Annotated in this window: 37 protein-coding genes and 1 pseudogene; 36 read left to right on the forward strand and 2 right to left on the reverse strand. The window is 44.8% G+C overall.

The window, feature by feature from the left end; all coding sequences use genetic code 11:
• The first annotated feature begins 54 nt into the window (after positions 1–54).
• The 33 genes and pseudogenes from rpsS (at position 55) to BLS69_RS31210 (ending at position 19,184) form a co-directional block, all read left to right on the forward strand.
• Positions 55–333: a 30S ribosomal protein S19 gene (gene rpsS / locus BLS69_RS31050; RefSeq protein ID WP_062836183.1), complete on the forward strand. Its 279-nt coding sequence runs from the start codon at positions 55–57 to the stop codon at positions 331–333.
• 35 nt (positions 334–368) lie between these two features.
• Entirely contained in the window at positions 369–701 is a 333-nt protein-coding gene (gene rplV, locus BLS69_RS31055) for a 50S ribosomal protein L22 (protein WP_024633583.1), read from the forward strand.
• Positions 702–716: 15 nt separating this feature from the next.
• Positions 717–1,382, forward strand: coding sequence for a 30S ribosomal protein S3 (gene rpsC, locus BLS69_RS31060; RefSeq protein ID WP_076216858.1), 666 nt, complete (start codon positions 717–719; stop codon positions 1,380–1,382).
• Positions 1,383–1,384: 2 nt separating this feature from the next.
• Complete coding sequence (gene rplP / locus BLS69_RS31065) at positions 1,385–1,819, forward strand: 50S ribosomal protein L16 (RefSeq protein ID WP_017692082.1); 435 nt, start codon at positions 1,385–1,387, stop codon at positions 1,817–1,819.
• Positions 1,809–2,006, forward strand: coding sequence for a 50S ribosomal protein L29 (gene rpmC, locus BLS69_RS31070; RefSeq protein ID WP_017692083.1), 198 nt, complete (start codon positions 1,809–1,811; stop codon positions 2,004–2,006). Before rplP ends, rpmC begins: the two co-directional genes overlap by 11 nt.
• A gap of 48 nt (positions 2,007–2,054) precedes the next feature.
• Positions 2,055–2,321, forward strand: a complete 267-nt coding sequence (gene rpsQ / locus BLS69_RS31075; RefSeq protein ID WP_017692084.1) for a 30S ribosomal protein S17 — start codon at positions 2,055–2,057, stop codon at positions 2,319–2,321.
• A 34-nt stretch (positions 2,322–2,355) separates the two neighbouring features.
• A complete protein-coding gene (gene rplN, locus BLS69_RS31080; RefSeq protein WP_017692085.1) occupies positions 2,356–2,724 on the forward strand; it encodes a 50S ribosomal protein L14 in 369 nt (122 codons plus the stop codon).
• 39 nt (positions 2,725–2,763) lie between these two features.
• Positions 2,764–3,117, forward strand: coding sequence for a 50S ribosomal protein L24 (gene rplX / locus BLS69_RS31085; protein ID WP_017692086.1), 354 nt, complete (start codon positions 2,764–2,766; stop codon positions 3,115–3,117).
• A gap of 32 nt (positions 3,118–3,149) precedes the next feature.
• Positions 3,150–3,692: a 50S ribosomal protein L5 gene (gene rplE, locus BLS69_RS31090; RefSeq protein ID WP_062836185.1), complete on the forward strand. Its 543-nt coding sequence runs from the start codon at positions 3,150–3,152 to the stop codon at positions 3,690–3,692.
• A 73-nt stretch (positions 3,693–3,765) separates the two neighbouring features.
• A complete protein-coding gene (locus tag BLS69_RS31095) occupies positions 3,766–3,951 on the forward strand; it encodes a type Z 30S ribosomal protein S14 (protein WP_013312154.1) in 186 nt (61 codons plus the stop codon).
• 32 nt (positions 3,952–3,983) lie between these two features.
• On the forward strand, positions 3,984–4,382 hold the full coding sequence (gene rpsH, locus BLS69_RS31100; RefSeq protein WP_017692088.1) for a 30S ribosomal protein S8: 399 nt from the start codon (positions 3,984–3,986) through the stop codon (positions 4,380–4,382).
• Positions 4,383–4,412: 30 nt separating this feature from the next.
• Positions 4,413–4,955 (forward strand): 50S ribosomal protein L6, encoded by a 543-nt coding sequence (gene rplF / locus BLS69_RS31105; protein ID WP_017692089.1) that lies wholly within the window; start codon positions 4,413–4,415, stop codon positions 4,953–4,955.
• A 117-nt stretch (positions 4,956–5,072) separates the two neighbouring features.
• Positions 5,073–5,441, forward strand: a complete 369-nt coding sequence (gene rplR, locus BLS69_RS31110; RefSeq protein WP_017692090.1) for a 50S ribosomal protein L18 — start codon at positions 5,073–5,075, stop codon at positions 5,439–5,441.
• Between the two features lie 27 nt (positions 5,442–5,468).
• Positions 5,469–5,966, forward strand: a complete 498-nt coding sequence (gene rpsE, locus BLS69_RS31115; protein ID WP_017692091.1) for a 30S ribosomal protein S5 — start codon at positions 5,469–5,471, stop codon at positions 5,964–5,966.
• A gap of 13 nt (positions 5,967–5,979) precedes the next feature.
• Positions 5,980–6,165 carry a 50S ribosomal protein L30 gene (rpmD, locus tag BLS69_RS31120; RefSeq protein ID WP_017692092.1) on the forward strand — a complete coding sequence of 62 codons (186 nt, stop codon included), beginning with the start codon at positions 5,980–5,982 and terminating at the stop codon, positions 6,163–6,165.
• A 43-nt stretch (positions 6,166–6,208) separates the two neighbouring features.
• Complete coding sequence (gene rplO, locus BLS69_RS31125; RefSeq protein ID WP_017692093.1) at positions 6,209–6,649, forward strand: 50S ribosomal protein L15; 441 nt, start codon at positions 6,209–6,211, stop codon at positions 6,647–6,649.
• Positions 6,649–7,947, forward strand: a complete 1,299-nt coding sequence (gene secY / locus BLS69_RS31130) for a preprotein translocase subunit SecY (protein WP_047841120.1) — start codon at positions 6,649–6,651, stop codon at positions 7,945–7,947. Before rplO ends, secY begins: the two co-directional genes overlap by 1 nt.
• A gap of 90 nt (positions 7,948–8,037) precedes the next feature.
• On the forward strand, positions 8,038–8,682 hold the full coding sequence (locus BLS69_RS31135) for an adenylate kinase (protein ID WP_036607188.1): 645 nt from the start codon (positions 8,038–8,040) through the stop codon (positions 8,680–8,682).
• A gap of 3 nt (positions 8,683–8,685) precedes the next feature.
• Positions 8,686–9,438, forward strand: a complete 753-nt coding sequence (map, locus tag BLS69_RS31140) for a type I methionyl aminopeptidase (RefSeq protein WP_036607191.1) — start codon at positions 8,686–8,688, stop codon at positions 9,436–9,438.
• Positions 9,439–9,448: 10 nt separating this feature from the next.
• Entirely contained in the window at positions 9,449–9,757 is a 309-nt protein-coding gene (locus BLS69_RS31145) for a KOW domain-containing RNA-binding protein (RefSeq protein WP_091039171.1), read from the forward strand.
• A 3-nt stretch (positions 9,758–9,760) separates the two neighbouring features.
• Positions 9,761–9,976 (forward strand): translation initiation factor IF-1, encoded by a 216-nt coding sequence (gene infA, locus BLS69_RS31150; protein ID WP_017692098.1) that lies wholly within the window; start codon positions 9,761–9,763, stop codon positions 9,974–9,976.
• 152 nt (positions 9,977–10,128) lie between these two features.
• Complete coding sequence (gene rpmJ / locus BLS69_RS31155) at positions 10,129–10,242, forward strand: 50S ribosomal protein L36 (protein WP_003333770.1); 114 nt, start codon at positions 10,129–10,131, stop codon at positions 10,240–10,242.
• 20 nt (positions 10,243–10,262) lie between these two features.
• Complete coding sequence (gene rpsM / locus BLS69_RS31160) at positions 10,263–10,631, forward strand: 30S ribosomal protein S13 (RefSeq protein ID WP_062329455.1); 369 nt, start codon at positions 10,263–10,265, stop codon at positions 10,629–10,631.
• A 19-nt stretch (positions 10,632–10,650) separates the two neighbouring features.
• Complete coding sequence (gene rpsK, locus BLS69_RS31165) at positions 10,651–11,046, forward strand: 30S ribosomal protein S11 (protein ID WP_017692100.1); 396 nt, start codon at positions 10,651–10,653, stop codon at positions 11,044–11,046.
• 136 nt (positions 11,047–11,182) lie between these two features.
• A complete protein-coding gene (locus BLS69_RS31170) occupies positions 11,183–12,127 on the forward strand; it encodes a DNA-directed RNA polymerase subunit alpha (RefSeq protein WP_017692101.1) in 945 nt (314 codons plus the stop codon).
• A 34-nt stretch (positions 12,128–12,161) separates the two neighbouring features.
• Positions 12,162–12,527 (forward strand): 50S ribosomal protein L17, encoded by a 366-nt coding sequence (gene rplQ, locus BLS69_RS31175; protein ID WP_017692102.1) that lies wholly within the window; start codon positions 12,162–12,164, stop codon positions 12,525–12,527.
• A gap of 159 nt (positions 12,528–12,686) precedes the next feature.
• Positions 12,687–13,460 (forward strand): tRNA pseudouridine(38-40) synthase TruA, encoded by a 774-nt coding sequence (gene truA, locus BLS69_RS31180; protein WP_076216861.1) that lies wholly within the window; start codon positions 12,687–12,689, stop codon positions 13,458–13,460.
• A 205-nt stretch (positions 13,461–13,665) separates the two neighbouring features.
• Positions 13,666–14,103 (forward strand): 50S ribosomal protein L13, encoded by a 438-nt coding sequence (gene rplM, locus BLS69_RS31185; protein ID WP_024633564.1) that lies wholly within the window; start codon positions 13,666–13,668, stop codon positions 14,101–14,103.
• A gap of 19 nt (positions 14,104–14,122) precedes the next feature.
• Positions 14,123–14,515, forward strand: a complete 393-nt coding sequence (gene rpsI, locus BLS69_RS31190) for a 30S ribosomal protein S9 (RefSeq protein ID WP_017692105.1) — start codon at positions 14,123–14,125, stop codon at positions 14,513–14,515.
• A 790-nt stretch (positions 14,516–15,305) separates the two neighbouring features.
• A complete protein-coding gene (locus BLS69_RS31195) occupies positions 15,306–15,998 on the forward strand; it encodes a phosphoadenylyl-sulfate reductase (protein WP_091039173.1) in 693 nt (230 codons plus the stop codon).
• Between the two features lie 23 nt (positions 15,999–16,021).
• Positions 16,022–17,180 (forward strand): annotated as a pseudogene (gene sat, locus BLS69_RS31200) (sulfate adenylyltransferase).
• 68 nt (positions 17,181–17,248) lie between these two features.
• Positions 17,249–18,004: an N-acetylmuramoyl-L-alanine amidase CwlD gene (cwlD, locus tag BLS69_RS31205; protein ID WP_091039174.1), complete on the forward strand. Its 756-nt coding sequence runs from the start codon at positions 17,249–17,251 to the stop codon at positions 18,002–18,004.
• Between the two features lie 79 nt (positions 18,005–18,083).
• Positions 18,084–19,184, forward strand: a complete 1,101-nt coding sequence (locus tag BLS69_RS31210) for an Mrp/NBP35 family ATP-binding protein (protein ID WP_091039175.1) — start codon at positions 18,084–18,086, stop codon at positions 19,182–19,184.
• Positions 19,185–19,272: 88 nt separating this feature from the next.
• Here BLS69_RS31210 and gerD read toward each other — a convergent pair whose 3' ends face one another.
• On the reverse strand, positions 19,273–20,025 hold the full coding sequence (gene gerD, locus BLS69_RS31215) for a spore germination lipoprotein GerD (RefSeq protein ID WP_091039177.1): 753 nt from the start codon (positions 20,023–20,025) through the stop codon (positions 19,273–19,275).
• Between the two features lie 125 nt (positions 20,026–20,150).
• Between gerD and BLS69_RS31220 the strand changes: the two genes are divergently transcribed.
• Positions 20,151–20,783 carry a KinB-signaling pathway activation protein gene (locus tag BLS69_RS31220; RefSeq protein WP_091039179.1) on the forward strand — a complete coding sequence of 211 codons (633 nt, stop codon included), beginning with the start codon at positions 20,151–20,153 and terminating at the stop codon, positions 20,781–20,783.
• A gap of 100 nt (positions 20,784–20,883) precedes the next feature.
• Here BLS69_RS31220 and pdaB read toward each other — a convergent pair whose 3' ends face one another.
• A complete protein-coding gene (gene pdaB / locus BLS69_RS31225) occupies positions 20,884–21,660 on the reverse strand; it encodes a polysaccharide deacetylase family sporulation protein PdaB (protein ID WP_091039181.1) in 777 nt (258 codons plus the stop codon).
• 122 nt (positions 21,661–21,782) lie between these two features.
• On the opposite strand from pdaB, the gene BLS69_RS31230 reads away from it, so the two are divergent.
• Positions 21,783–22,400 (forward strand): stage II sporulation protein M, encoded by a 618-nt coding sequence (locus tag BLS69_RS31230; RefSeq protein WP_091039183.1) that lies wholly within the window; start codon positions 21,783–21,785, stop codon positions 22,398–22,400.
• Positions 22,401–22,553: 153 nt separating this feature from the next.
• A complete protein-coding gene (locus BLS69_RS31235) occupies positions 22,554–22,784 on the forward strand; it encodes a hypothetical protein (protein WP_017692114.1) in 231 nt (76 codons plus the stop codon).
• Positions 22,785–23,319: the final 535 nt, after the last annotated feature.

Here is a 23,319-nt window from a genome sequence, read left to right on the forward strand (position 1 = left end):
TTCGTGAGGCATCTGCGGATGCATAATAGCTACGTTTGAAGGGAGGATCTCCACATGGGTCGCAGTTTGAAAAAAGGGCCATTCATTGATGGCTACATGCTCAAAAAGGTAGAAGAGATGGAAGCTTCAGGTAAGAAGAACGTAATCAAAACCTGGTCCCGTCGTTCTACAATTTTCCCACAATTCATCGGACACACATTTGGCGTTTACGATGGTCGTAAACACGTGCCAGTATATGTAACTGAGGACATGGTCGGACACAAACTGGGTGAGTTCGCTCCAACCCGTACGTACAAAGGCCATACTGATGATGATAAGAAAACAAGAAGATAAATGAACATCTTTAATGTTTGAGAGGAGGTTACACAATGGAAGCAAAAGCACATGCTAAGTTTATCCGGATTGCTCCTCGTAAAGTTCAACTCGTTGTTGACTTGATTCGCGGCAAGCAAGTAGGTGAGGCGGTTGCCATTCTCCGTCACACTCCGAAATCCGCTTCTCCAATCGTTGAGAAGTTGCTTAACTCCGCTATTGCGAATGCGGAACATAACTATTCTTTGGATGTTAACAACTTGGTTATCTCGCAAGCTTACGTGAACCAAGGACCGACAATGAAACGTTTCCGCCCTCGTGCAATGGGACGTGCAAGTCGTATTAACAAACGTACTAGCCACATTACTTTGGTGGTATCTGAGAAGTAGAAGGAGGGGAAATGTGTGGGCCAAAAGGTAAATCCAGTCGGACTCCGTGTCGGAATTATCCGTGACTGGGAATCTAAGTGGTATGCAGGCAAAGACTTCGGTGATCTTTTGATGGAAGACGTGAGAATTCGTGAATTCCTGAAAAATAAATTGAAAGACTCCGCTTTATCTCGTGTAGAAATTGAGAGAGCGGCTAACCGCGTAAACGTAACGATTCACACTGCTAAACCAGGTATGGTTATTGGTAAGGGTGGTTCGGAAGTTGAAAATCTTCGTAACCAAATTACGAAAATTGCTGGCGGTAAAAAAGTACACATCAACATTTCTGAAATTAAGAACCAAGACTTGGACGCTGTTCTTGTAGCTGAAAGCATTGCACAACAATTGGAACGTCGTGTTTCTTTCCGTCGTGCTCTGAAACAAGCAATTCAAAGAACTATGCGCTCCGGTGCTAAAGGTATCAAAACTCAAGTAGGCGGACGTCTTGGCGGTGCTGAGATCGCACGTTCTGAAGGCTACAGCGAAGGAACTGTTCCACTGCACACACTGCGTGCTGACATTGACTATGGTACAGCAGAGGCTCATACTACTTACGGACGTATCGGCGTAAAAGTATGGATCTATCGTGGAGAGGTTCTTCCTACGGCTAAGAAACAAGCTGCTAAGGAAGGAGGCAACTAATCATGTTGGTACCAAAACGTGTAAAACACCGTAAGCAACAACGTGGACATATGAAAGGCCAAGCTAAAGGCGGAACGACTCTGAACTTTGGCGAATACGGTCTGCAAGCTACGGAACCGGCTTGGATTACGAACCGTCAGATCGAAGCGGCTCGTATTGCGATGACTCGTTACATCAAACGTGGTGGTAAAGTTTGGATCAAAATTTTCCCAGACAAACCAATCACTCAAAAGCCTCTCGAGGTTCGGATGGGTAGCGGTAAAGGTAACGTAGAAAAATGGGTTGCAGTAGTGAAACCAGGTAAGATCATGTTTGAACTTGCTGGTGTACCGGAGGAAATTGCACGCGAAGCAATGCGTCTTGCCGCTCACAAACTGCCAATCAAAACGAAGTTCGTGAAACGTGAAGAATTGGGTGGTGAAGCAAATGAAAGCTAGTGAATTTCGCAACCTAACCTCTGCTGAAATCGAGCAAAAGATTGCCGGATTTAAAGAAGAACTCTTTAACCTCCGCTTTCAATTAGCTACCGGTCAGCTGGATAACCCGACTCGCATCCGTGATGTGCGGAAAGAAATAGCTCGTGCTAAAACCATTATCCGTGAGAGAGAATTGGGAATCGGTTAATTAGGGATAGGATGGACAATCCGTCCGTAATCAGGAAGGAGGCCAACAATGAGCGAAGAACGTAACGCACGTAAAGTGCAAACTGGTAAAGTGGTCAGCGATAAAATGGACAAAACAATTGTTGTTGCTGTAGAAACTTACAAAAAACACAACTTGTACCATAAACGCATTAAGGTTACTAAAAAATTCAAAGCACATGACGAAGAAAACACTGCGAAAATCGGTGACACGGTGAAAATCATGGAGACTCGTCCGCTTTCGAAAGATAAACGCTGGAGACTTACTGAAATCGTAGAAAAAGCGGTTATCATCTAATGCTCAGCAGCACTGCTGAAAGGAGGAATACTAAATGATTCAACCATTTACACGTTTGACTGTGGCTGACAACTCCGGTGCGAAGGAACTGATGTGTATCCGCGTACTCGGCGGTACGGGACGTCGTACAGCTCAAATCGGTGATCTGATCGTTTGTTCTGTTAAACAAGCAACACCAGGCGGCGTTGTCAAAAAAGGTGATGTAGTTAGAGCGGTTGTCGTTCGTACGAAACGTTCTGTACGTCGTAAAGACGGTTCCTACATCGGTTTTGATGAAAATGCAGCGGTTGTTGTAAAAGACGACAGAAGCCCACGTGGAACACGTATTTTCGGACCAGTTGCTCGCGAACTTCGCGATAAAGACTTCATGAAAATCGTTTCCTTGGCTCCAGAAGTAATCTAAAGCTTAATCTCGTGATGTTAGAAACAGGAGGTGTACGAAATGCCAAGAGTGAAAAAAGTTCTGGAATCCCATAACAACAAACTTCACGTTAAGAAGGAAGATACGGTTATGGTGATCAGCGGTAAAGACAAAGGTAAAAAAGGCCGTGTCATCGCTGCTTATCCTCGTGAGAACCGCGTCCTTGTGGAAGGTGTTAACATGGTGAAAAAACACCAGAAGCCTAACCAGCAAAATCCGCAAGGCGGCATTATCGAGAAGGAAGCTCCGATTCACGTTTCCAACGTAATGCACATCGATCCGAAGAGCGGAAAAGTAACCCGTGTAGGTTACAAAGTTTTGGATAACGGAAAGAAAGTGCGCGTTGCTAAACGTTCCGGAGAAATTATCGACTAATTGAACCGAATGAGAAAGGAGGGCTATGATTCATGGCATCAAGAATGAAAGAACGTTACCTGCAAGAAATCGCTCCTGCTTTGATGCAGAAGTTTAACTATACAACGGTAATGCAAGTGCCGAAAATCGAGAAAATCGTTATCAACATGGGTGTGGGCGACGCTGTCCAAAACTCCAAAGTGTTGGATTCCGCAGTAAGCGATTTGCAACTGATCGCAGGTCAAAAACCTGTAATCACTCGTGCTAAAAAATCTATCGCAGGATTCAAACTGCGTGAGAATATGCCTATCGGTGTTAAAGTAACATTGCGCGGCGAGCGTATGTACTTCTTCCTCGATAAACTGTTCAACGTTACGCTTCCTCGTGTCCGCGACTTCCGTGGTGTATCGAGCAAAGCTTTCGACGGACGTGGTAACTACACACTGGGTCTGAAAGAACAATTGATCTTCCCAGAGATCGAGTATGATAAAGTTGATAAAGTCCGCGGTATGGATATTGTCATCGTAACAACGGCGAAAACAGACGAAGAGTCCCGCGAATTGCTCACGCAAATGGGAATGCCTTTCGTTAAGTAATGTTGGCATAACGTTTCCGGGTGTCTGGAAAGACTCCCTTTTCTCCGAAATTATTTAGGAGGTGTCAGGCTAAGTGGCAAAAACTTCGATGAAAGTTAAACAACAACGTACACCTAAGTTTAAAGTACGTGCATATACACGCTGTGAGCGTTGCGGACGTCCACATTCGGTCCTGCAAAAGTTCAAAATTTGCAGAATTTGTTTCCGTGAATTAGCTTATAAAGGCCAGATCCCTGGCGTGAAAAAAGCAAGCTGGTAAAAAGTCCTGAACGGGAAGGAGGTTAACTCACAATGACTATGTCTGATCCAATTGCAGATATGCTTACTCGTATTCGTAATGCGAACACTGTTCGTCACGAAACGGTAGAAATGCCTGCTTCGACAATGAAAAAACAAATCGCCGATATCCTGAAGCGTGAAGGTTTCATCCGTGACGCTGAAGTTATCGATGATAACAAACAAGGGATTATCCGTGTTTTCCTGAAATACGGTCAAAATAACGAGCGCGTTATCACTGGTCTGAAAAGAATCAGTAAACCTGGTCTTCGTGTTTACACGAAAAGCAACGAAGTACCTCGTGTACTTGGTGGCCTGGGAATCGCGATCATCTCGACATCTAAAGGTATCATGACGGACAAAGAAGCTCGTCAATCGAAATCCGGCGGAGAAGTCGTTTGCTACGTTTGGTAATATAACGTCACAAGATAGGAGGTGCAACATATGTCTCGTATTGGTCGCAAACCAATCACAGTACCAAGTGGTGTAGACATCACCCTGGACAACACCGTTATTACGGTAAAAGGACCAAAAGGAACTTTGACTCGTGAGCTTCATAAAGACATGAAGGTTACAGTTGAAAATAACGAAATCACAGTTGTGCGTCCTTCCGATAACAAAACTCACCGTTCTTTGCACGGCACAACGCGTAGCGTTGTAAACAATATGGTGAGCGGCGTTACTGAAGGATTCGCGAAATCTCTGGAATTGGTTGGGGTCGGATATCGTGCAAGCAAATCCGGAGATAAAATCGTTCTAAACGTTGGTTACTCTCACCCGGTTGAAATTACACCGGAAGCGGGAATTGAATTCGAAGTACCTTCGAATACAAAAATCATCGTTCGCGGAATTGACAAAGAGCGTGTAGGTGCTTACGCTGCTAAAATCCGTTCCGTACGTGAGCCTGAGCCATACAAAGGTAAAGGTATTAAATATGAAGGCGAGCGTATCATCCGTAAGGAAGGTAAAGCCGGTAAGAAGAAATAAGATTTCTCTTACCGCCTTTGCGCGGCTTTCGGCTTGCTTGCTTCGTGTGTTTCTAATATACCCCGTGGCTTCTGCTTTGAAGCCAGCGAGGTAACCTGAAAGGAGTGAATCTTTGAGATGATTACGAAACCAGATAAAAATAAGGCTCGTCTGAAAAGACACCTTCGTGTTCGTAAGAAAATCCAAGGAACGGCAGCACGTCCTCGTTTGAACGTATTCCGTTCTGGTAAACATATGTATGCTCAAATCATCGATGATGTTGCTGGTGTAACAATCGCTTCTGCGTCTACTGTAGACAAAGAATTGAGCACTGACATCAAAAATGGTGCATCTGTTGAATCAGCTCGTAAAGTTGGCGAACTCGTTGCTAAACGTGCTAAAGATAAAGGTGTTTCCAACATCGTATTTGACCGTAGCGGTTATCTGTACCATGGTCGTATCGCAGCATTGGCTGAAGCGGCTCGTGAAGCAGGACTTGAGTTTTAAGATATTTTTCAAAAGGAGGTTAACGACTTGCGTGTAGATCCGAATACTTTGGAACTGACTGAAAGAGTTGTAAATATTAATCGCGTAGCTAAAGTAGTAAAAGGCGGACGCCGTTTCAGCTTTAGCGCACTGGTTGTAGTCGGCGACGGCAACGGCTGGGTTGGAGCTGGTATCGGTAAAGCGGGCGAAGTACCTGATGCAATTCGCAAAGGTATTGAAGACGCTAAGAAAAACCTTGTACACGTTCCACTCGTAGGAACATCGATTCCTCACTTGGTAACAGGTAAGTTCGGCGCAGGACGCGTGCTGTTGAAACCAGCATCTGAAGGTACTGGTGTTATCGCTGGTGGTCCTGTACGTGCGGTTCTCGAACTTGCTGGTGTAGGTGACATTTTGACAAAATCTCTGGGTTCTTCGAATTCCATGAACATGGTCAATGCGACTTTGGAAGGTTTGTCCCGTTTGAAGCGTGCTGAAGACGTGGCTAAACTGCGCGGAAAATCCGTCGAAGAGCTTCTGGGTTAAGGAGGGAATTCTCATGGCTAAATTAGAAATTACCCTCGTCCGCAGCTTGATCGGACGTCCGGAGACGCAAAGAACAACTGTGAAAACATTGGGTTTGCGCAAAATCAATAGCAAAGTGGTACAAAACGATAATCCTGCCATCCGTGGTATGATTAACAAAGTAAGCCACTTGGTTGCTGTTAAAGAAGTAGAAGCTTAAAAACGGGTTAATCCCACAAATCTTTAAGGAGGTGCAACGAACGATGAAGTTACATGAGCTTTCACCATCTCCTGGATCCCGCAAAGAACGTAAACGTCTTGGTCGCGGTCCAAGTAGTGGTACAGGTAAAACATCAGGTCGCGGTCACAAAGGACAAAATTCTCGTTCTGGCGGTGGAGTTCGTCCAGGCTTCGAAGGTGGACAAAATCCATTGTATCGTCGCTTGCCAAAACGTGGTTTTGTAAACCCAACTCGCAAAGAATATGCAGTTGTGAATACTGAAGACCTGAACAGTTTTGCTGCGGGTACTGAAGTAACTCCAGAATTCTTGATGACGAACGGCGTAGTTAAAAACGCTAAATCCGGAATCAAAATCCTGGGTAACGGTGATGTCACTGTGAAGCTGACTGTTAAAGCTAACAAGTTTTCTCAATCTGCTATTGAGAAAATTGAAGCTGCTGGCGGTACAACTGAGGTGATTTAATGTTCAAGACCCTAAAGAATATCTGGCGGGTTGAAGATCTGCGCAAAAGGGTATTATTTACCCTTTTTGTACTGATCATTTACCGCATCGGCTCCTTTGTCCCCGTGCCGGGAGTTAACAAAGATGTGTTCGAAGCGACAAATTCTGCGGGTAAAGAAGTTTTTGGACTTCTCAATACGTTCTCGGGTGGAGCGCTCTTCCAGTTCTCGATATTTGCGCTCGGGATCGTGCCTTACATCACTGCGTCTATCATAGTACAGTTGCTTTCCATGGACGTTATTCCTAAATTAGCGGAGTGGGCAAAGCAAGGTGAACAAGGTAAGAAGAAATCTGCACAGTTAACCCGTTATTTAACCATCGGGCTGGCATTGATTCAAGCGTTTGGTACGTCGATCGGATTCAACCGCTTGTACAATACAGAGATGGTGCCTAACGCTACATTTGCAGATTATATCTTGATCGCGATTGTACTTACGGCCGGTACTTCATTCCTGATGTGGCTTGGTGAGCAGATCACCGAGAAGGGCATAGGAAACGGGATTTCGATCTTGATCTTTGCGGGTATCCTATCTACGGTGCCTAACATTATCAAACAAACGATCGAATCTGACTTCATTCAACCTGACCAACTGTTTATGAATATTCTTAAAGGTGTTATCATCGCAATTGTTATTGTGTTGATCATCATAGGAGTCATTTACATTCAGCAGGCGATTCGGAAAATTCCTGTACAGTACGCTAAACGTGTCGTAGGTAACAAAATGTACGGTGGACAGAATACACATATCCCGCTGAAAATTAATGCAGCAGGTGTTATCCCTGTCATCTTTGCTTCATCGCTGTTGATGTTCCCAACGATCATCGCCAACTTCTGGGCAGATCGCCTCTGGGCACAGTGGATCGGACAGAACCTGACTACACACAAACCTCTGGGTATGTTGCTGTATGTCGTGATGATCTTCGGTTTCACATTCTTCTATACTTTTGTACAGATGAATCCACAGCAGATGGCTGATAATATGAAAAAGAACGGCGGTTACATCCCAGGCATTCGCCCGGGTAAAGCAACCGAGAAATATCTGACCCGTGTCATGACTCGTTTGACAATGGCCGGAGCCATCTTCTTGGCAGTCATTTCCGTTCTGCCTGTATTCTTAGGGGCACTTTCTGGTTTGCCTCAATCTGCGCAAATTGGAGGAACATCCCTCCTGATCGTTATCGGTGTTGCGCTGGATACGATGAAGCAAATCGAAAGCCAATTGATCAAACGCCACTACAAAGGTTTTATCAATAAATAGGCAATAGGTACCGGTCGAGTGAAGATTTACTTGCCGGCACCTATTGTGCTGTTTGTTGATGTAGGGTAGTCTTGGAGGGAGTGACATAACGTGAACATCCTATTCATGGGCCCTCCGGGGGCAGGAAAAGGAACGCAAGCAGACGTCATCGTGAAAGAGTTCGGTATTCCCCATATTTCAACAGGCGATGCATTTCGTCTCGCGATCAAACAGGGAACTCCCATTGGCATGAAAGCCAAGGAATATATGGATCAAGGATTGCTTGTACCAGATGATGTAACCATTGGCATCGTTGAAGAACGTTTGCAGCAGCCTGACTGCAGAGAAGGTTTCCTCTTGGACGGATTTCCAAGAACCCTTTCGCAAGCAGAAGCGCTTGATGGCATTCTGGATCGATTGAACTCAGGTCTCGATCATGTAATCAACCTGAAAGTGGATCGCAACAAATTGCTGGCTCGTTTGACGGGTCGTCGAATTTGTAAAAACTGTGGTTCCACTTATCATGTGGTATTCAATCCGCCTAAGCAGGAAGGTATTTGTGATAAATGCGCTGGTGAGTTGTATCAACGCTCTGATGATAATGAAGAGAGTGTAGGTACACGACTGGACGAGTATATCAACAAAACAGCACCACTCCTCACGTTCTATGAGACTAAAGGTCTTCTTCGTCAAATGAACGGAGAACAGGATATCGATCAAGTTTCTCAAGAAATCGTGTCCTTACTGAGAGGTTAATTGATGATCATTGGTAAGTCCGAAACGGAACTGGGCTTGATGAGGGAAGCAGGGAGAATTGTTGCGGAAACGCACCGTCTCTTGGCAGAGCATATCGCTCCCGGTATTACGACTGGAGAACTTGACCATATGGCCGATCAATATATCCGCAGTCAAGGAGCTGTGCCGTCTTTCAAAGGTTATAACGGTTTCCCTGCCAGTGTGTGCGCTTCAGTAAATGAAGAGTTGGTACATGGATTTCCCGGCAAACGCAAGTTGAACGAGGGCGATATCGTTACGTTTGACATTGGCGCGCAGTACCAGGGGTATCATGGAGATTCCGCCTGGACTTATCCGGTCGGCCGTATTTCCGAAGAAGCCCGTCGTCTTCTGGACGTTACCGAGGCTTCGTTATACGCAGGTCTGGCGCTGGTAAAACCGGACGTTCGCTTGTTTACAATATCTCATGCGATTCAGAAATATATTGAAGATGAAGGGTTCTCCGTAGTTCGTGAATATGTCGGTCACGGCATAGGCGCAGATCTGCACGAAGAACCACAGATTCCGAACTATGGTCTTCCCGATCGGGGACCACGGCTTAAAGCGGGCATGGTGCTGGCCATAGAGCCGATGGTTAACGTAGGTAGACGGTATGTGAAAACGTTGGAAGATAACTGGACTGTCGTCACGGTTGATGGTAAGTTATGTGCCCACTTTGAACACACCGTAGCAGTTACACCAGATGGTATGGAAATTTTCACGAAACTGAATGCGTAGGTGATGAGGCATGAACAGTCAGTCTAATCCGCAGCTCGGTCAACTTGTGAAGATCCGTAAAGGCCGCAATGCGGACCAAGCCGCAGTAATTGTTGCTATAGCGGACAGTAAGTTCGTATATATTGCGGATGGAGACAAACGTAAGTTTGATCAACCTAAGAAGAAGAATCTTCTTCATCTTGAACTCCAGCCCATGATTAGCAGCGAGGTTGTGAACAGTTTAAACGAGAGTGGTCGGGTGACAAATGGAAAGCTCCGTTACGCGGTTCATTCATTTCTGGAATCCACCAACATTCAAGCTGAAGAGAAAGGAGACTGACTAATGGCCAAGGAAGATGTCATTGAAGTGGAAGGTACGGTTCTCGAACCGCTACCGAATGCAACATTCAAGGTTGAGCTTGAGAACGGTCATCAAATTCTCGCTCACGTTTCCGGAAAACTGCGGATGCACTTTATCCGTATCCTGACTGGAGACAAAGTAGTTGTTCAGTTGTCGCCTTATGATTTAACAAAAGGTCGCATAACTTACCGTAAATAGTAGTAGACAGTTGCAATGAACTGTGAAGCTTATGTAGCGGGTTTTGCCCGGCAAAACTTGCGAAAGCTTCGAAGCCGGTTTTACAATAGTAGAACAAGGTCAATGCTTACGAAGAGGGTTTTGCTTAGCAAAACTTTGAGGAGGTAATTCACATGAAGGTAAGACCTTCGGTCAAGCCGATTTGCGAAAAATGCAAAGTCATTCGCCGCAAAGGGAATGTTATGGTTATCTGTGAAAATCCGAAACACAAACAAAAACAAGGTTAAAGAAGGGGGTGTAGCGTAAAATGGCACGTATAGCTGGTGTGGATTTGCCACGTGATAAGCGCGTTGAGATCGCCTTGACTTATATTTTCGGAATCGGTAAAACGACTTCCCAGAAAATTCTGAGCACAACAGGCATCAATCCGGACACTCGTGTTCGTGATTTGACGGAAGATGAAGTCAGCAAATTGCGTGAAAGTATCGATAAAGAGGTCAAAGTAGAAGGTGACCTGCGTCGAGAAATCTCTTTGAATATTAAACGTTTGACGGAGATCGGTTGTTACCGTGGAGTTCGTCATCGTCGTGGTCTGCCTGTTCGTGGACAACGTACGAAAACGAATGCTCGTACTCGTAAAGGTCCTCGTCGTACAGTAGCGAACAAGAAGAAATAATAAGGGGGGATAAGAGAAAATGGCTAAACCGAAAAAAGTCGTACGTACTAAACGTCGTGACCGTAAGAATATTGAATCTGGCGTGGCGCATATCCGTTCCACTTTCAATAACACTATCGTTACTATTACGGATCCTCACGGAAATGCAATTTCGTGGGCAAGCTCCGGCGGCCTCGGATTCAGAGGTTCCCGTAAATCGACTCCGTTTGCTGCACAAATGGCTGCTGAGACTGCTGCCAAAGCTGCAATGGAACATGGGATGAAAGCCGTTGAGGTTATGGTTAAAGGACCAGGCGCAGGCCGTGAAGCAGCGATCCGCTCTTTGCAAGCTGCTGGTCTTGAAGTTAACCTGATCAAAGACGTAACTCCAGTCCCGCATAACGGATGCCGTCCTCCAAAACGTCGTCGTGTCTAATGAGATTTGCCCCTGCGTGTGGTATATTTCCGGCACAATCTGCTAATAATGGTTGTTTAGGCATACTACTACATGTTTTCGCAAGAGAAGGTAAATGTTTCATAGAGGACCGACGTTTTGAAGGAGGGGTATTGCAGTGATTGAAATCGAAAAGCCGAAAATTGAGACGGTAGACGTCAACGATGATGGCACCTATGGGAAATTCGTAGTAGAACCGCTTGAGCGCGGATACGGTACGACGCTTGGAAACTCGCTTCGCCGAATCTTGCTCTCGTCACTGCCGGGTGCGGCAGTGTCTTCGGTTCAAATCGATGGCGTTCTGCATGAATTTGCTACAGTTCCTGGCGTAATGGAAGATGTAACGGAGGTTATTCTTAACCTGAAAGCTTTGTCGCTTAAGATTCATTCTGATGAGGAGAAAGTGCTCGAGATTGATGCTGAAGGCGAAGGAGCAATTACGGCTGGAGATATCCGTGCTGACTCCGATGTGGAAATCCTTAACCCGGATTTGCACATTGCTACGCTCGGACCAGGTTCGAGACTTCACATGCGTATTTTTGCCAATCGCGGTCGCGGCTACGTCCAGGCAGATCGGAATAAACGCGATGACCAGCCGATCGGCGTCATCCCAGTCGATTCCATCTTCACCCCGATCAGTCGCGTTAACTACGCTGTGGAAAATACGCGTGTCGGTCAAGTGACCAACTATGACAAGCTCACGTTGGAAGTTTGGACTGATGGAAGTATTCGTCCTGAAGAGGCTGTAAGCCTCGGCGCTAAAATTTTGACTGAGCATCTGATGCTCTTCGTGGGTCTTACAGACGAAGCGAAAGATGCAGAGATCATGGTCGAAAAAGAAGAAGACAAAAAAGAAAAAGTACTCGAAATGACGATCGAAGAGCTGGATCTCTCTGTTCGTTCCTACAACTGCCTCAAACGTGCCGGTATTAATACCGTGCAAGAGCTGACTACGAAAACGGAAGAAGACATGATGAAAGTCCGTAACCTCGGACGCAAGTCTTTGGAAGAAGTTCAAGAGAAGCTTGAGGAACTTGGTTTGGGACTCCGTACAGAAGAATAGACAGCCGAGTGCTTGAAGTGAAGGAGGGAAAACAATGGCATACCAAAAGTTGGGCCGTAATTCCAGCGCACGTAAAGCTTTGTTCCGTGACCTGGTAACCGACCTGTTCTTATACGAACGCATTCAGACAACTGAAGCGAAAGCAAAAGAGGTTCGCTCTATTGCTGAAAAACTGATCACTAAAGCGAAAAAGGGAGATCTTCATGCCCGTCGCCAAGTGGCAGCTTATGTTCGCCGCGAAACTATCGATGGTGAGCAAGATGCAATCCAAAAACTGTTTAGCGAATTGTCCGGTCGTTACGCTGAGCGTCCAGGTGGATACACTCGTATCCTGAAACTGGGACCTCGTCGTGGTGACGCAGCGCCAATGGTTTACTTGGAACTGGTAGACCGCGCGTAAAACAGATGAGATGAGGAAAGGGGACAGAATCAACGATTCTGGATTAACCCTTTTTTTCTCTTCATTTCGGAATTCGTGCTGTAATAGAAGCTCCGTAAGGGGCTTCTTTTGCTGTTCGGGATAGGGATATGTATAGTATGGAACAAAGGTGTGGTAATAATGCGGAACTTATGTATGACGTTAACTTATGATGGCACTGCCTATTACGGCTTCCAAGTACAGCCGGGTGGGAATACCATTCAGGATCATCTTGAAGATGCGATTCGTGCTTTAACCGGTGAGAAGGTTAAAATTACAGGTTCAGGCCGAACAGATGCAGGTGTTCACGCCCGCAGACAAATCTTCAATTTTCCTACGGAGTCCCAGATCCCGATTGAACGTTGGTGTATTGCACTCAACTCCAGATTACCCTCCGATATTGTCGTTATTGATGCGATTGAAGTTTCGGCTGATTTTCATTCTCGCTATGCAGCGAAAAAGAAAACGTATCGTTATACAGTCAATGCGAATCAATTCCCGGATGTATTCAACAGAAGACTGCAATATCATCATCATGCGAAGCTTGATATTATGGCAATGCAGGAGGGCTTACGACATTTCATAGGGACGTATGATTTCACCTCTTTTGCTTCACGCAAGTCTCAGAAAGAGAATCATGTCCGTTCGGTATACGAAGCATGGATGGAAGTGGACCGATCAATGTGCAGAGACCATCCGCGCGATCAGGGTGTCATTCACATTTATGTGAGTGGTAACGGCTTTTTGCAGCATATGGTTCGTATTATTGTTGGGACACTGCTGGAGATCGGAGAGGGCAAACGGAAAGCCTCTGATGTACCGAATATGATTGCTGCATGTAATCGATCTGCTGCAGGACCTACTGCAGTTAGCTGCGGTTTAATGCTCTGGGATCTTGAATACAAAAAAGATTAAATTTGGTGAGTGAAAAGCTTAATTAACACTTGCGATTTAATCGCCTATCATGTAATATAAAAGTTGTGTTTTCTTAATGGCTTTCCCACAGCCCCAATTAAGAGGTTCACATCAAATTTACAATCCATCAACACCTAAAGTTATAACTTAACGAACGAAGATAAATGAAAATGATGATTTTGAACATTTTAAGGAGGAACTTTTCATGCGTACTACGTACATGGCGAAGCCTAACGAAGTTGAGCGCCAATGGCACATCATTGATGCTGAAGGCAAAACCCTCGGACGTTTGGCGAGCGAAGCAGCTGCTTTGATTCGCGGCAAACATAAGCCACAATTCACTCCACATGTGGACACTGGCGATTTCGTTGTTATCATCAATGCTGAGAAAATCGTATTGACTGGTAAGAAAATGCAAGGTAAAAAATACTACCGTCACTCTATGCACCCAGGTGGTTTGAAAGTAACTACTGCTGAAGAGATGGTTAAAAACAAACCTGAGCGTATGTTGGAATTGGCTGTTCGCGGTATGCTTCCTAAAACTCGCATGGGCGAGAAAATGAAGTTGAGACTTAAAGCGTACAGAGGCACTGAGCATCCACATGCAGCACAAAAACCAGAAGTTTACGAACTTCGCGGTTAATTAAAAGGAGGACAGTTTCATGGCACAAGTACAATACTATGGGACAGGTCGTCGTAAACATTCGGTAGCACGTGTTCGCCTTGTACCGGGTGAAGGACGCATTGTCATCAATAAACGTGATATTAATGAATACTTCGGTTTGGAAACACTCAAACTGATCGTAAAACAACCACTGAACTTGACAGAAACGCTCAACAACTATGACGTTCTTGTTATTGCTCATGGTGGCGGAATCTCCGGTCAAGCCGGCGCAATCCGTCATGGTATCTCCCGCGCTCTGTTGAAAGCAGATCCGGAATACCGTGCATCCCTGAAAAAAGCAGGATTCCTGACTCGTGACCCACGTATGAAAGAGCGTAAAAAATACGGTCTTAAAGCGGCTCGTCGCGCACCTCAGTTCTCCAAACGTTAATATTAAAAGCCTTTGGCCTCGGTCAAAGGCTTTTTTATATATTCATGACCATTCAACCTTATACTATATATGTTTTGCAATAGCTCTCATCACTCTGATGTCTCTCCACATGCTTGTGCATTTTTCCTTCATTGCCTTTTCAATCTTCTTTTAATGTCCCTCAATACAGCCCTATAATATGTACGTTAATACATCTACATCTTACTGAACCTCTCTAATCGTTTTAGATCATTCATTTTGCGCTTACCCATCGGTCACCACACGATCAACACCTTCTTATAAAATCATCAATTGGCGCTTACGCTGGATTTCTTAAAGCGTTTGGTTTACTGGTTTTGCACTTAATTCTTTACTGCAAGTCTCATCAGTATTTCTTATGGAAACGATAAAAGTCCCTTACATATCAATCGATATATGTTGTCACTCACCTCCCTTTAAAACTTCATCTTCTTTTTCTTTATTTTTAATCGACTAGTCATTTTTTGATGCTGCTTTTGCCTGCAAGAACTGTCCAAACCTAGCGGCAGCAAAACTTTCCAAGCCGAAGAGATGTATTATCATCTGACCAATGACTTGGACCAACATCATTGTTTTTGTCTCATGAACTGAGAAATGGATAAATTGAACCAAAATATTGTGTAGAGCGACAATCAAAAATGGGCAAAAACTGATTTATTTTACCATATGGCAGGCATTGACATCCGCATTGAAAGATTTATACTAAACATAATTCATATTAGATTAGTCGGCTTTAAGATGTATTGAAATGCAGAATGGGGGAAATTCACAGATGAACTTGTTGGAGAAAGAAGAATTGGCACGGACGAAGGCAGAGGAACTGGAACATGCTAGTCCAGAGGATATTATTCGTTATGCTATTGAAACATTTCCTAATATCACTTTTGCATGTAGCTTTGGTGCGGAAGATGTTGTACTTGTAGATATGTTGCAGAAGATCAGCCCATCCACAGATATTTTTTATCTGGATACTGATTTCCACTTCAAAGAAACATATGAAACACGTGATAAGATGCAAGAGAACTACAACCTTGAATTTGTACGCGTGTCACCTAAGATTACTCCGGAAGAGCAGGCAGCTCAACACGGTGAAGAGTTGTGGAAGTCTGATCCCAATGCGTGCTGTAACATTCGCAAAGTCGAACCGTTAACACGAATTCTTTCTCAGTATGATGCATGGATTACAGGTATTCGTAGAGATCAAGCACCAACTCGTGCAAACTCCAAGAAGGTTGAGTATGATTCAAAATTTGGCCTGATGAAGTTTAATCCGATTGCACATTGGACGACGGAGGATGTATGGCAATATATTCGTGACAATAACGTTGTATATAATCCTCTACATGATCAGAACTACCCGAGTATTGGCTGTGAGCATTGCACACGTCAGGTTATGCCTGGCGAGGACCCTCGTGCTGGACGCTGGTCTGGTAATGATAAAACGGAATGTGGCCTTCATAAATAATAGATACACAAGGAACTGACAAGATGACATCGATTCTGCCACATGGAGGTACGCTGGTTCAGCGTATCGTACAAGGAGAAGAACGGGAGCAATTGTTGCAAGACAGTAAAAACTTATCCTCTTTGCGTATTAATACCTGGACGATATCAGATTTGGATCTGATTGGTGTGGGTGCGTTCTCACCACTTGAAGGTTTCTTGAATGAGGAAGATTACCTTTCGGTGGTGTCTCGCATGCGTCTCGCCGATGGAACAGCCTGGAGTATACCAATCACACTTGCTGTTGACGATAAACAAGCCGCATCCCTCCAGATTGGTGAACGTGTGAAACTTGTTGGTGATCAAGATGGAGTCACTTATGGATTGCTTGAAGTCCCAGGTGGATCAGGGTGAAGAAGCCCGGCGTGTATTCAAAACAGATGATCCCGAGCGTCCTGGTGTTGAAAAACTGTTGGAGCGCCCTGCAACATACGTAGGAGGTCCAATCCAAGTGTTGAACCGTCCAAAACCTTCGAAATTTGAAGAATTCTATTATGATCCTGCAGATACCCGGAAGATTTTTCAGGAGAAGGGTTGGAAGACGGTAGTTGGTTTTCACACACTTAATCCGGTCCATCGGGCTCATGAGTACATCCAGAAGAGCGCTATGGAATTTGTAGACGCACTCTTCCTGAATCCGCTTGTGGGAGAGACGAAGTCCGACGATGTTCCCGCAGATGTTCGGATGAAGAGTTATCTGGTATTACTGGAGAACTATTACCCGGCTCATCGTGCGTTCCTTGGTGTGTTCCCCGCAGCGATGCGGTATGCCGGACCACGTGAAGCTATTTTCCATGCGATGGTTCGCAAAAATTACGGGTGTACTCACTTTATTGTTGGTCGTGACCATGCGGGTGTGGGTGATTATTATGGAACATATGAAGCACAGGAGATCTTTACTAACTTTACAGCAGAGGAACTGGGGATCACTCCGTTGTTCTTCGAACATAGTTTCTTCTGTACCAAATGTGGAAACATGGCATCCAGCAAAACTTGCCCACATGATAAAGAACATCATATGGCGCTTTCCGGCACCAAAGTACGCGGGTTGCTCCGTGACGGCCAGTGCCCTCCACCTGAATTTACACGTCCTGAGGTAGCAGAGGTGCTGATTGAAGGAATGGCGGAGCAAGTCCGGTCCTAGCGGTATATTTGTCCATCTTGTCCCATATAGATGATTAGAGTCATTTATAGGGACGAGGTGGTTTTTTTATGCGTAAAAATATGGGGAAACACTTTGTAGTCTGGATTAGGTTAAAAACACTCAAAAGGGTCATGCTGAGCCTCTGTCTGCTGGCCATGTTAGTGGCGGTAATGTCCTATGAGCTGCCTTCCGCCAAGACGTCAGGTTATTGGAGTTTGCCGATGGCGGGTAAAGTCATTGCCATTGATGCAGGACACGGAGGTCCAGATGGAGGAGCGGTAAGTAAACAGGGGGTTATTGAAAAAGATATCAACCTGTCTATCGCCCTGTATGTGAGAGATTATTTGCAACAGGCAGGGGCCTTAGTGGTGATGACACGAGAAATAGACACTGATTTGGCAGAATCGGACACCAAGGGGTACTCTAAACGCAAGACGGAAGATCTGAAACAAAGAGTACGGCGGATAGAGGATAAGCAAGCAGATCTCTTTATTAGCATTCACATGAACAGTGTCCCTTCCAACCGATGGAGTGGAGCGCAGGTTTTCTATACAACTAACCATCCGGATAACGAAAGTTTGGCTAATCTGCTTCAACAAGAGATGGTTCGTAATCTGGAGAATACAGATCGAATCGCCAAAACGGTGAATACGGTTTATCTGTTACAGGCTCTGAAGATCCCTTCAGCGTTGGTAGAAGTAGGTTTCCTTTCTCATCCGGAAGAGGCACGTATGCTTGCCGACGAAGCTTATCAACGCAAGGTAGCTGCTTCGATCTATAATGGAATTCTTAGATATTCCTCAGGAGAACGGCCTAAAAGTTAGTCAGAACAAGAAAGGTAATGATATAATTGGATCAGCATACCTAATTACATGCCAATAGATAAAGCTGAGGTGCTGTCTGATGTTATCAAAAGAACAGATACTTGAACTATTACAGCCATTACAAGAACCGCAATTGGGAGTAAGTCTGACCGAACTGGAATGGGTTCGAGATATTATGGTGAAAGAAAATCATGTGGCTCTGACCATAGTGACACTGGAAAATCGACCTGAGGATACAACAGCCTTGAGTGATGCAGCGCGTAATCTGTTGTCCCAGCACGGACTGAAGGATGTACATATTCGTGTGCGTGCAGCTTCTGAGCATGATCGTGAGAGCCTGAATATGGGACAACCCGATGATGAGCCAGATCGGGAAGAAGTGCTCGTAAAAGGTCACGCAGCGGGTCTAGATGGACATGAGTTGTTAAGTCCTGAATCAGGTGTTCGTTTTATTGCTGTGGCCAGTGGTAAAGGTGGCGTTGGTAAATCAACGGTAACCGTTAATCTCGCTGCAGCATTGGCACGACAAGGCAAGAAAGTGGGCTTGATTGATGCGGATATCTATGGCTTCAGTGTACCCGACATGATGGGGATTGAAGAATATCCGGTCGTTGAAGATGGCGTTATTCAACCGGTTGAACGTTTCGGCGTTAAAGTCATGTCGATGGGCTTCTTTATTCGGGAGAATAATCCGGTAATCTGGCGTGGACCCATGTTAGGTAGGATGTTGCGTCAATTCTTTACGGATGTCCAGTGGGGCGAATTGGATTATATATTACTGGATTTGCCACCAGGAACGGGAGATGTTGCTTTGGATGTGCATCAGATGTTGCCACAGAGCAAGGAAATCATCGTTACCACGCCGCATGCAACAGCAGCTTTTGTCGCAGCGCGTGCGGGTGCGATGGCCATTCAGACCGACCATGAGTTACTTGGTGTGGTTGAGAATATGGCTTACTATGAGTGTGGCAGTTGCGGAGAGAAGGATTATGTCTTTGGTCGTGGAGGCGGGGGAAGACTTGCGGAAAGTCTGCATACAAGCTTGCTTGCCCAGATTCCATTAGGCACACCGGATAATCATCCTTCCGAGCCTGATTTTTCACCTTCTGTATACAAAGCAGGTTCCCGTATAGGGGCTATCTACGATGAAGTTGCCCGGTCCATTGAATCCAAATTCTAATGGTATGAGTGTTATAAATACAATAAAGCCTGCGTCCACCATTCGGATGCAGGCTTTTCAGTTTCTGTAATATACCAACATCTACTGTTTATGAACCTCCACCGCTGCCAGAATCTCCACTTCCACCATCTCCGCCATCACTACCACCTTCGCCCTGACCCTCTTGCTGTCCGCCTTGCTCTTGCCCCTGTTGTCCGCCACTTTCCACTTTAGGTTGCAATTCGTCCTGTACTACCTTCTTGAGCAAAGTGAGTACTTCCATGCGGAACAACGGGTTTTGCATCACTTCCTGCATGACAGTCATCGTCTGTTTACGATAATCCGGAGTCTTCGTCATATCCATGAACATCTTGGATACCTCAGGTGACTTCATGATGGCTTCAACAGACTTTTGATATGTGGGATCTTTAATCAATTGCATATGAAGCTGTTTACTTTGTGCGTTGATCACTTTGGCAAATTCACCCGCAAACTGCGGATCAGTCATGATCTTTTCGAACTCCTTCTTATATTCGGGAGCTGTGATGGTATCTTTTACTGCAATACGTATTTGTTCCGAAGATTGCACAGGCATTAACATTTTCATACCAATGGATCCTGAAGCGCCACCCGAACCGCCGCCTTCTTCAGAACCGCTGCTTCCGCTGGATGAGCTTTGACCTGTAAGAGCTTCCTCCACCGCTTTCTTGCCTTCGTCACTTTTCAAAATATCTACAACCATTGTTTTCATCTCTTTATAACTGCCCTGAGGAGGCGAAGAACTCTGATCTGAACCGCAGCCGACAAGCATGACGGATAGCCCCAGTACGACACAGCATAGCTGCCACAAAGGCCGTTTCATGTGTACAATCCCTCCTTGATTAGATACTGGATGTAGTATGTGATGGGAAAGGGGGAAATATGTTGAGCAATGATGGTTTTTTGCTGAGAAGGTTGGTAAAATAAACACTCGGGGGTGGAAAACTTTTGAATTTACGTAGATGGTTTTTCCTGTTTTGGACAGCCTTGCTTATCGGGGCCGCGGGAGCATTGGGTACAGGATTGATTATGATGCTGGTGAACGGGGAGAAAACAAATGGATTAAATGATTTTCTTCTGTATCTTTTGATCCTATTTGGATCAGGGGTTATGATCAGCGTGTATTCACAAATGGGTTTCTTTGCATATCTGATATTGAATTATATGGGTAAAGGTGTATTTCCAAAGCGCGGTTGGCAGATCGTGCAGATTGTACTAACGGTGTTAGCCCTGCTTGACGTGATGTTTTTACGTCTGTTTGTTGGGGGAGACCGGGAGCGCATATCGGATATTGTGTTGGGTATCATTATTTTGGCAGCTGCAATTGTTACCGCTTACGTTAAAGTAAAGCTGACTCATATCTCCGCGCTTGTACCTACACTCTTTTTCATGATTGCCGTCACCATAGTGGAGACGATCGGCGTATTACGTATTGATGTGAATGCTGCAACCATATTTATTGTGGTTCCCTTGCTCCTATGTAATGCATACCAAATGCTGATATTGCACAGGCTGGTGGATGTATCGACGAACCGGAGTGTAAGTGGAAAGGCAGAACAGTTGAAAGAAAGCCAAGCATAGAATTCATTTTGCATAAAAAACATACTAAAAAGAGCTAACCTGGTTAGCTCTTTTCAACTTTTACGCACCTATTTGAGCTATAGCTCAAATAATCTAGTAATCATTGACCACTGGCTTGATCACGAACTTCCTTACCTTCTACACTGGAATGGTTAAGCAACTCAGACACGGTTACGAATTCATAGCCCTGGTTTTTTAATTTGTCGATAATGACAGGGAGGGCCTCATGAGTTTGTTTAGAAGAATCGCTTGCATGTAGCAGTACGATGTCACCCGGATGTGCTTTACTAACCACGCGATCAACAATGGTCTGTACACCAGGGTTTTTCCAATCCAAGGAGTCGGTATCCCACTGCACAACCTGATAATTTAGACTATTGGCTACCTGAAGCACTCGCTTGTCAAAGTCCCCGTTGGGCAGACGTAGTAATTTCGGTTCTTTTCCCGTTAAATCGGTTAAAATGCTATGAGCTGTCGAAATTTCTTTGCGAATTTCTTCCTCAGTCAGGCTACTGTAGTTCTCATGTCTGTGACCATGGCTACCAATTTCATATCCTGCCTCTTTGATGGCAGTAACAATTTCGGGGTGTGTCTTGCTCCAGGGGGAGGAAAGGAAAAAGGTTGCCTTCTGCACTTTATTTTCCTGAAGAACTTTCAGAATTGGCTCTGTCCGTTTATCTCCCCAGCTAATGTCAAAGGTAAGTGCAATTACCTTCTTCTCGGTTGGAACGCTGTAGACGGCTGATGGTGCTTCCTCCGAGAATACGGATACATTGCCACTCTCCAGATAAATAATACCGATCGCAAAGATGGCAGCAACGAGGACAATCAGGTACCGTTTAATCTTTTTGCCGCTAAATACATAGAACGAGTTCATTTCAATAAGCGCCCCTCTCCCATAAGAAATGCTTGTTTACTCTCCAATGTATGCTCGTACTCCCCAGTTATTCGTAACGGAACCTTGTTTGTCCATCATTTTAGATTCTACAGGAGGTTATTATGTTAAAATTCAGTACATTTCTTAGAGATCTTGGTTCCATCCGCAGTGCATTAATCTGGTCCGTAGTTTTATTTGTTGTTGGTATAGGGGCAGGATGGGTGAGTACAGGGCCACTGGAAGAACTATTGTTGAACCAAATCGGAGGATTACGTGAAGTCAGTGAACGGCTGGAGCAGGGGGGCAATGTGCAGTGGAACTTCTTCCTGTTCATCTTTTTCAATAATGCCATCAAAAGTGTACTTGTCATCTATGCCGGCATATTTTTCGGTATTCTGCCTGTCATCTTCCTGCTGATCAATGGGATGGTCCTTGGATTTGTGGTGCACACCACGATGAATTATGGAGCAAGCTTCTATGATATTGTGGTTAAAGGTTTACTTCCGCATGGCATTATTGAGATTCCGGTCATTATTATTGCTTGCGCCTTCGGACTGAAGTTTGGTGGTCTGGTTATCAAAAGCCTTGTACAACTTGGAAGTGACAAGCGAAATACGATGGGTACCCGGTGGAGAGCATTCATGAATAGGACGTTAACGGCATCTTTCTGGGTTGTCATCTTGCTTCTGGTTGCAGCAATCATCGAAAGCACACTTACGTATACTCTGGTGAGAGGATAAAATTTTGTGATGGTTGGCATTCATAAATTTTCAGAAAGTTGACCATAACAATAAAACGGGTTCCAGTAGCACTACAAAAAGCGAATGCACGAGGTGCTGCATGGAACTTCTGTAAGTGTGATAAAGAGGCTATGCACAAAAAGGAGAACTCTAATGCTGGGTATGTTGTTTAACGAGAAGGAATGCAAGGAACTAGACTATGTGCTGCGTAAAGAATTAGATGAAATGCTGTTCGATCTGAGTGATAATCGTCTTGACCAAGAGATCAAATATGCTATCGCGAGCCGATATAAGACTGTGTTCCGCATGTATGCACGCTTTGCCCCGCCAAAAGAGTTGTCCAAGTATGCAAGAGGTGGGAAGCTGAAAAAGTCGAAGCCGTAATGCTGAAGTTGGTCATATATTCGATTTACAATAGTGGAAGTGAGGTGCGGCTCTTAATAGTGGGTGCTGTACCTCTGAACCATGAGAATGTGAAATTGTTAAGGGGTTCATACTTTTTGTCGAAAAAGGGTTGACCTATCTGATTTCATATGGTAAATTAATTTTCGTTCCTTTTTTAGGAGCAGTTCACTGAAACAAGCACGAAAATAAAGCGATTGAAAATAACCGAAAAAAATAATGCTTGCAAAGAGAACTTCAACATGATATATTATAAAAGTCGCCGCTGAAACGACGACAACATGAAAAACAGCACTAAATTGAATGTTTGATCTTTGAAAACTGAACAACGAGTGAGTAAACATTCTGCTTGCAGAATGAACGCGAAAGTTTGAGACAAGCCTTGGCTTGAATCGACTAGAGCACAAATGAGATTTTTAATCTCGTCAGATTCAAAATGAGCTTATCGCTCTTTTCAATACTTTATTGGAGAGTTTGATCCTGGCTCAGGACGAACGCTGGCGGCATGCCTAATACA

The sequence above is a fragment of the Paenibacillus sp. CF095 genome (assembly GCF_900101225.1).
In the GTDB taxonomy this organism is placed as follows: domain Bacteria; phylum Bacillota; class Bacilli; order Paenibacillales; family Paenibacillaceae; genus Paenibacillus.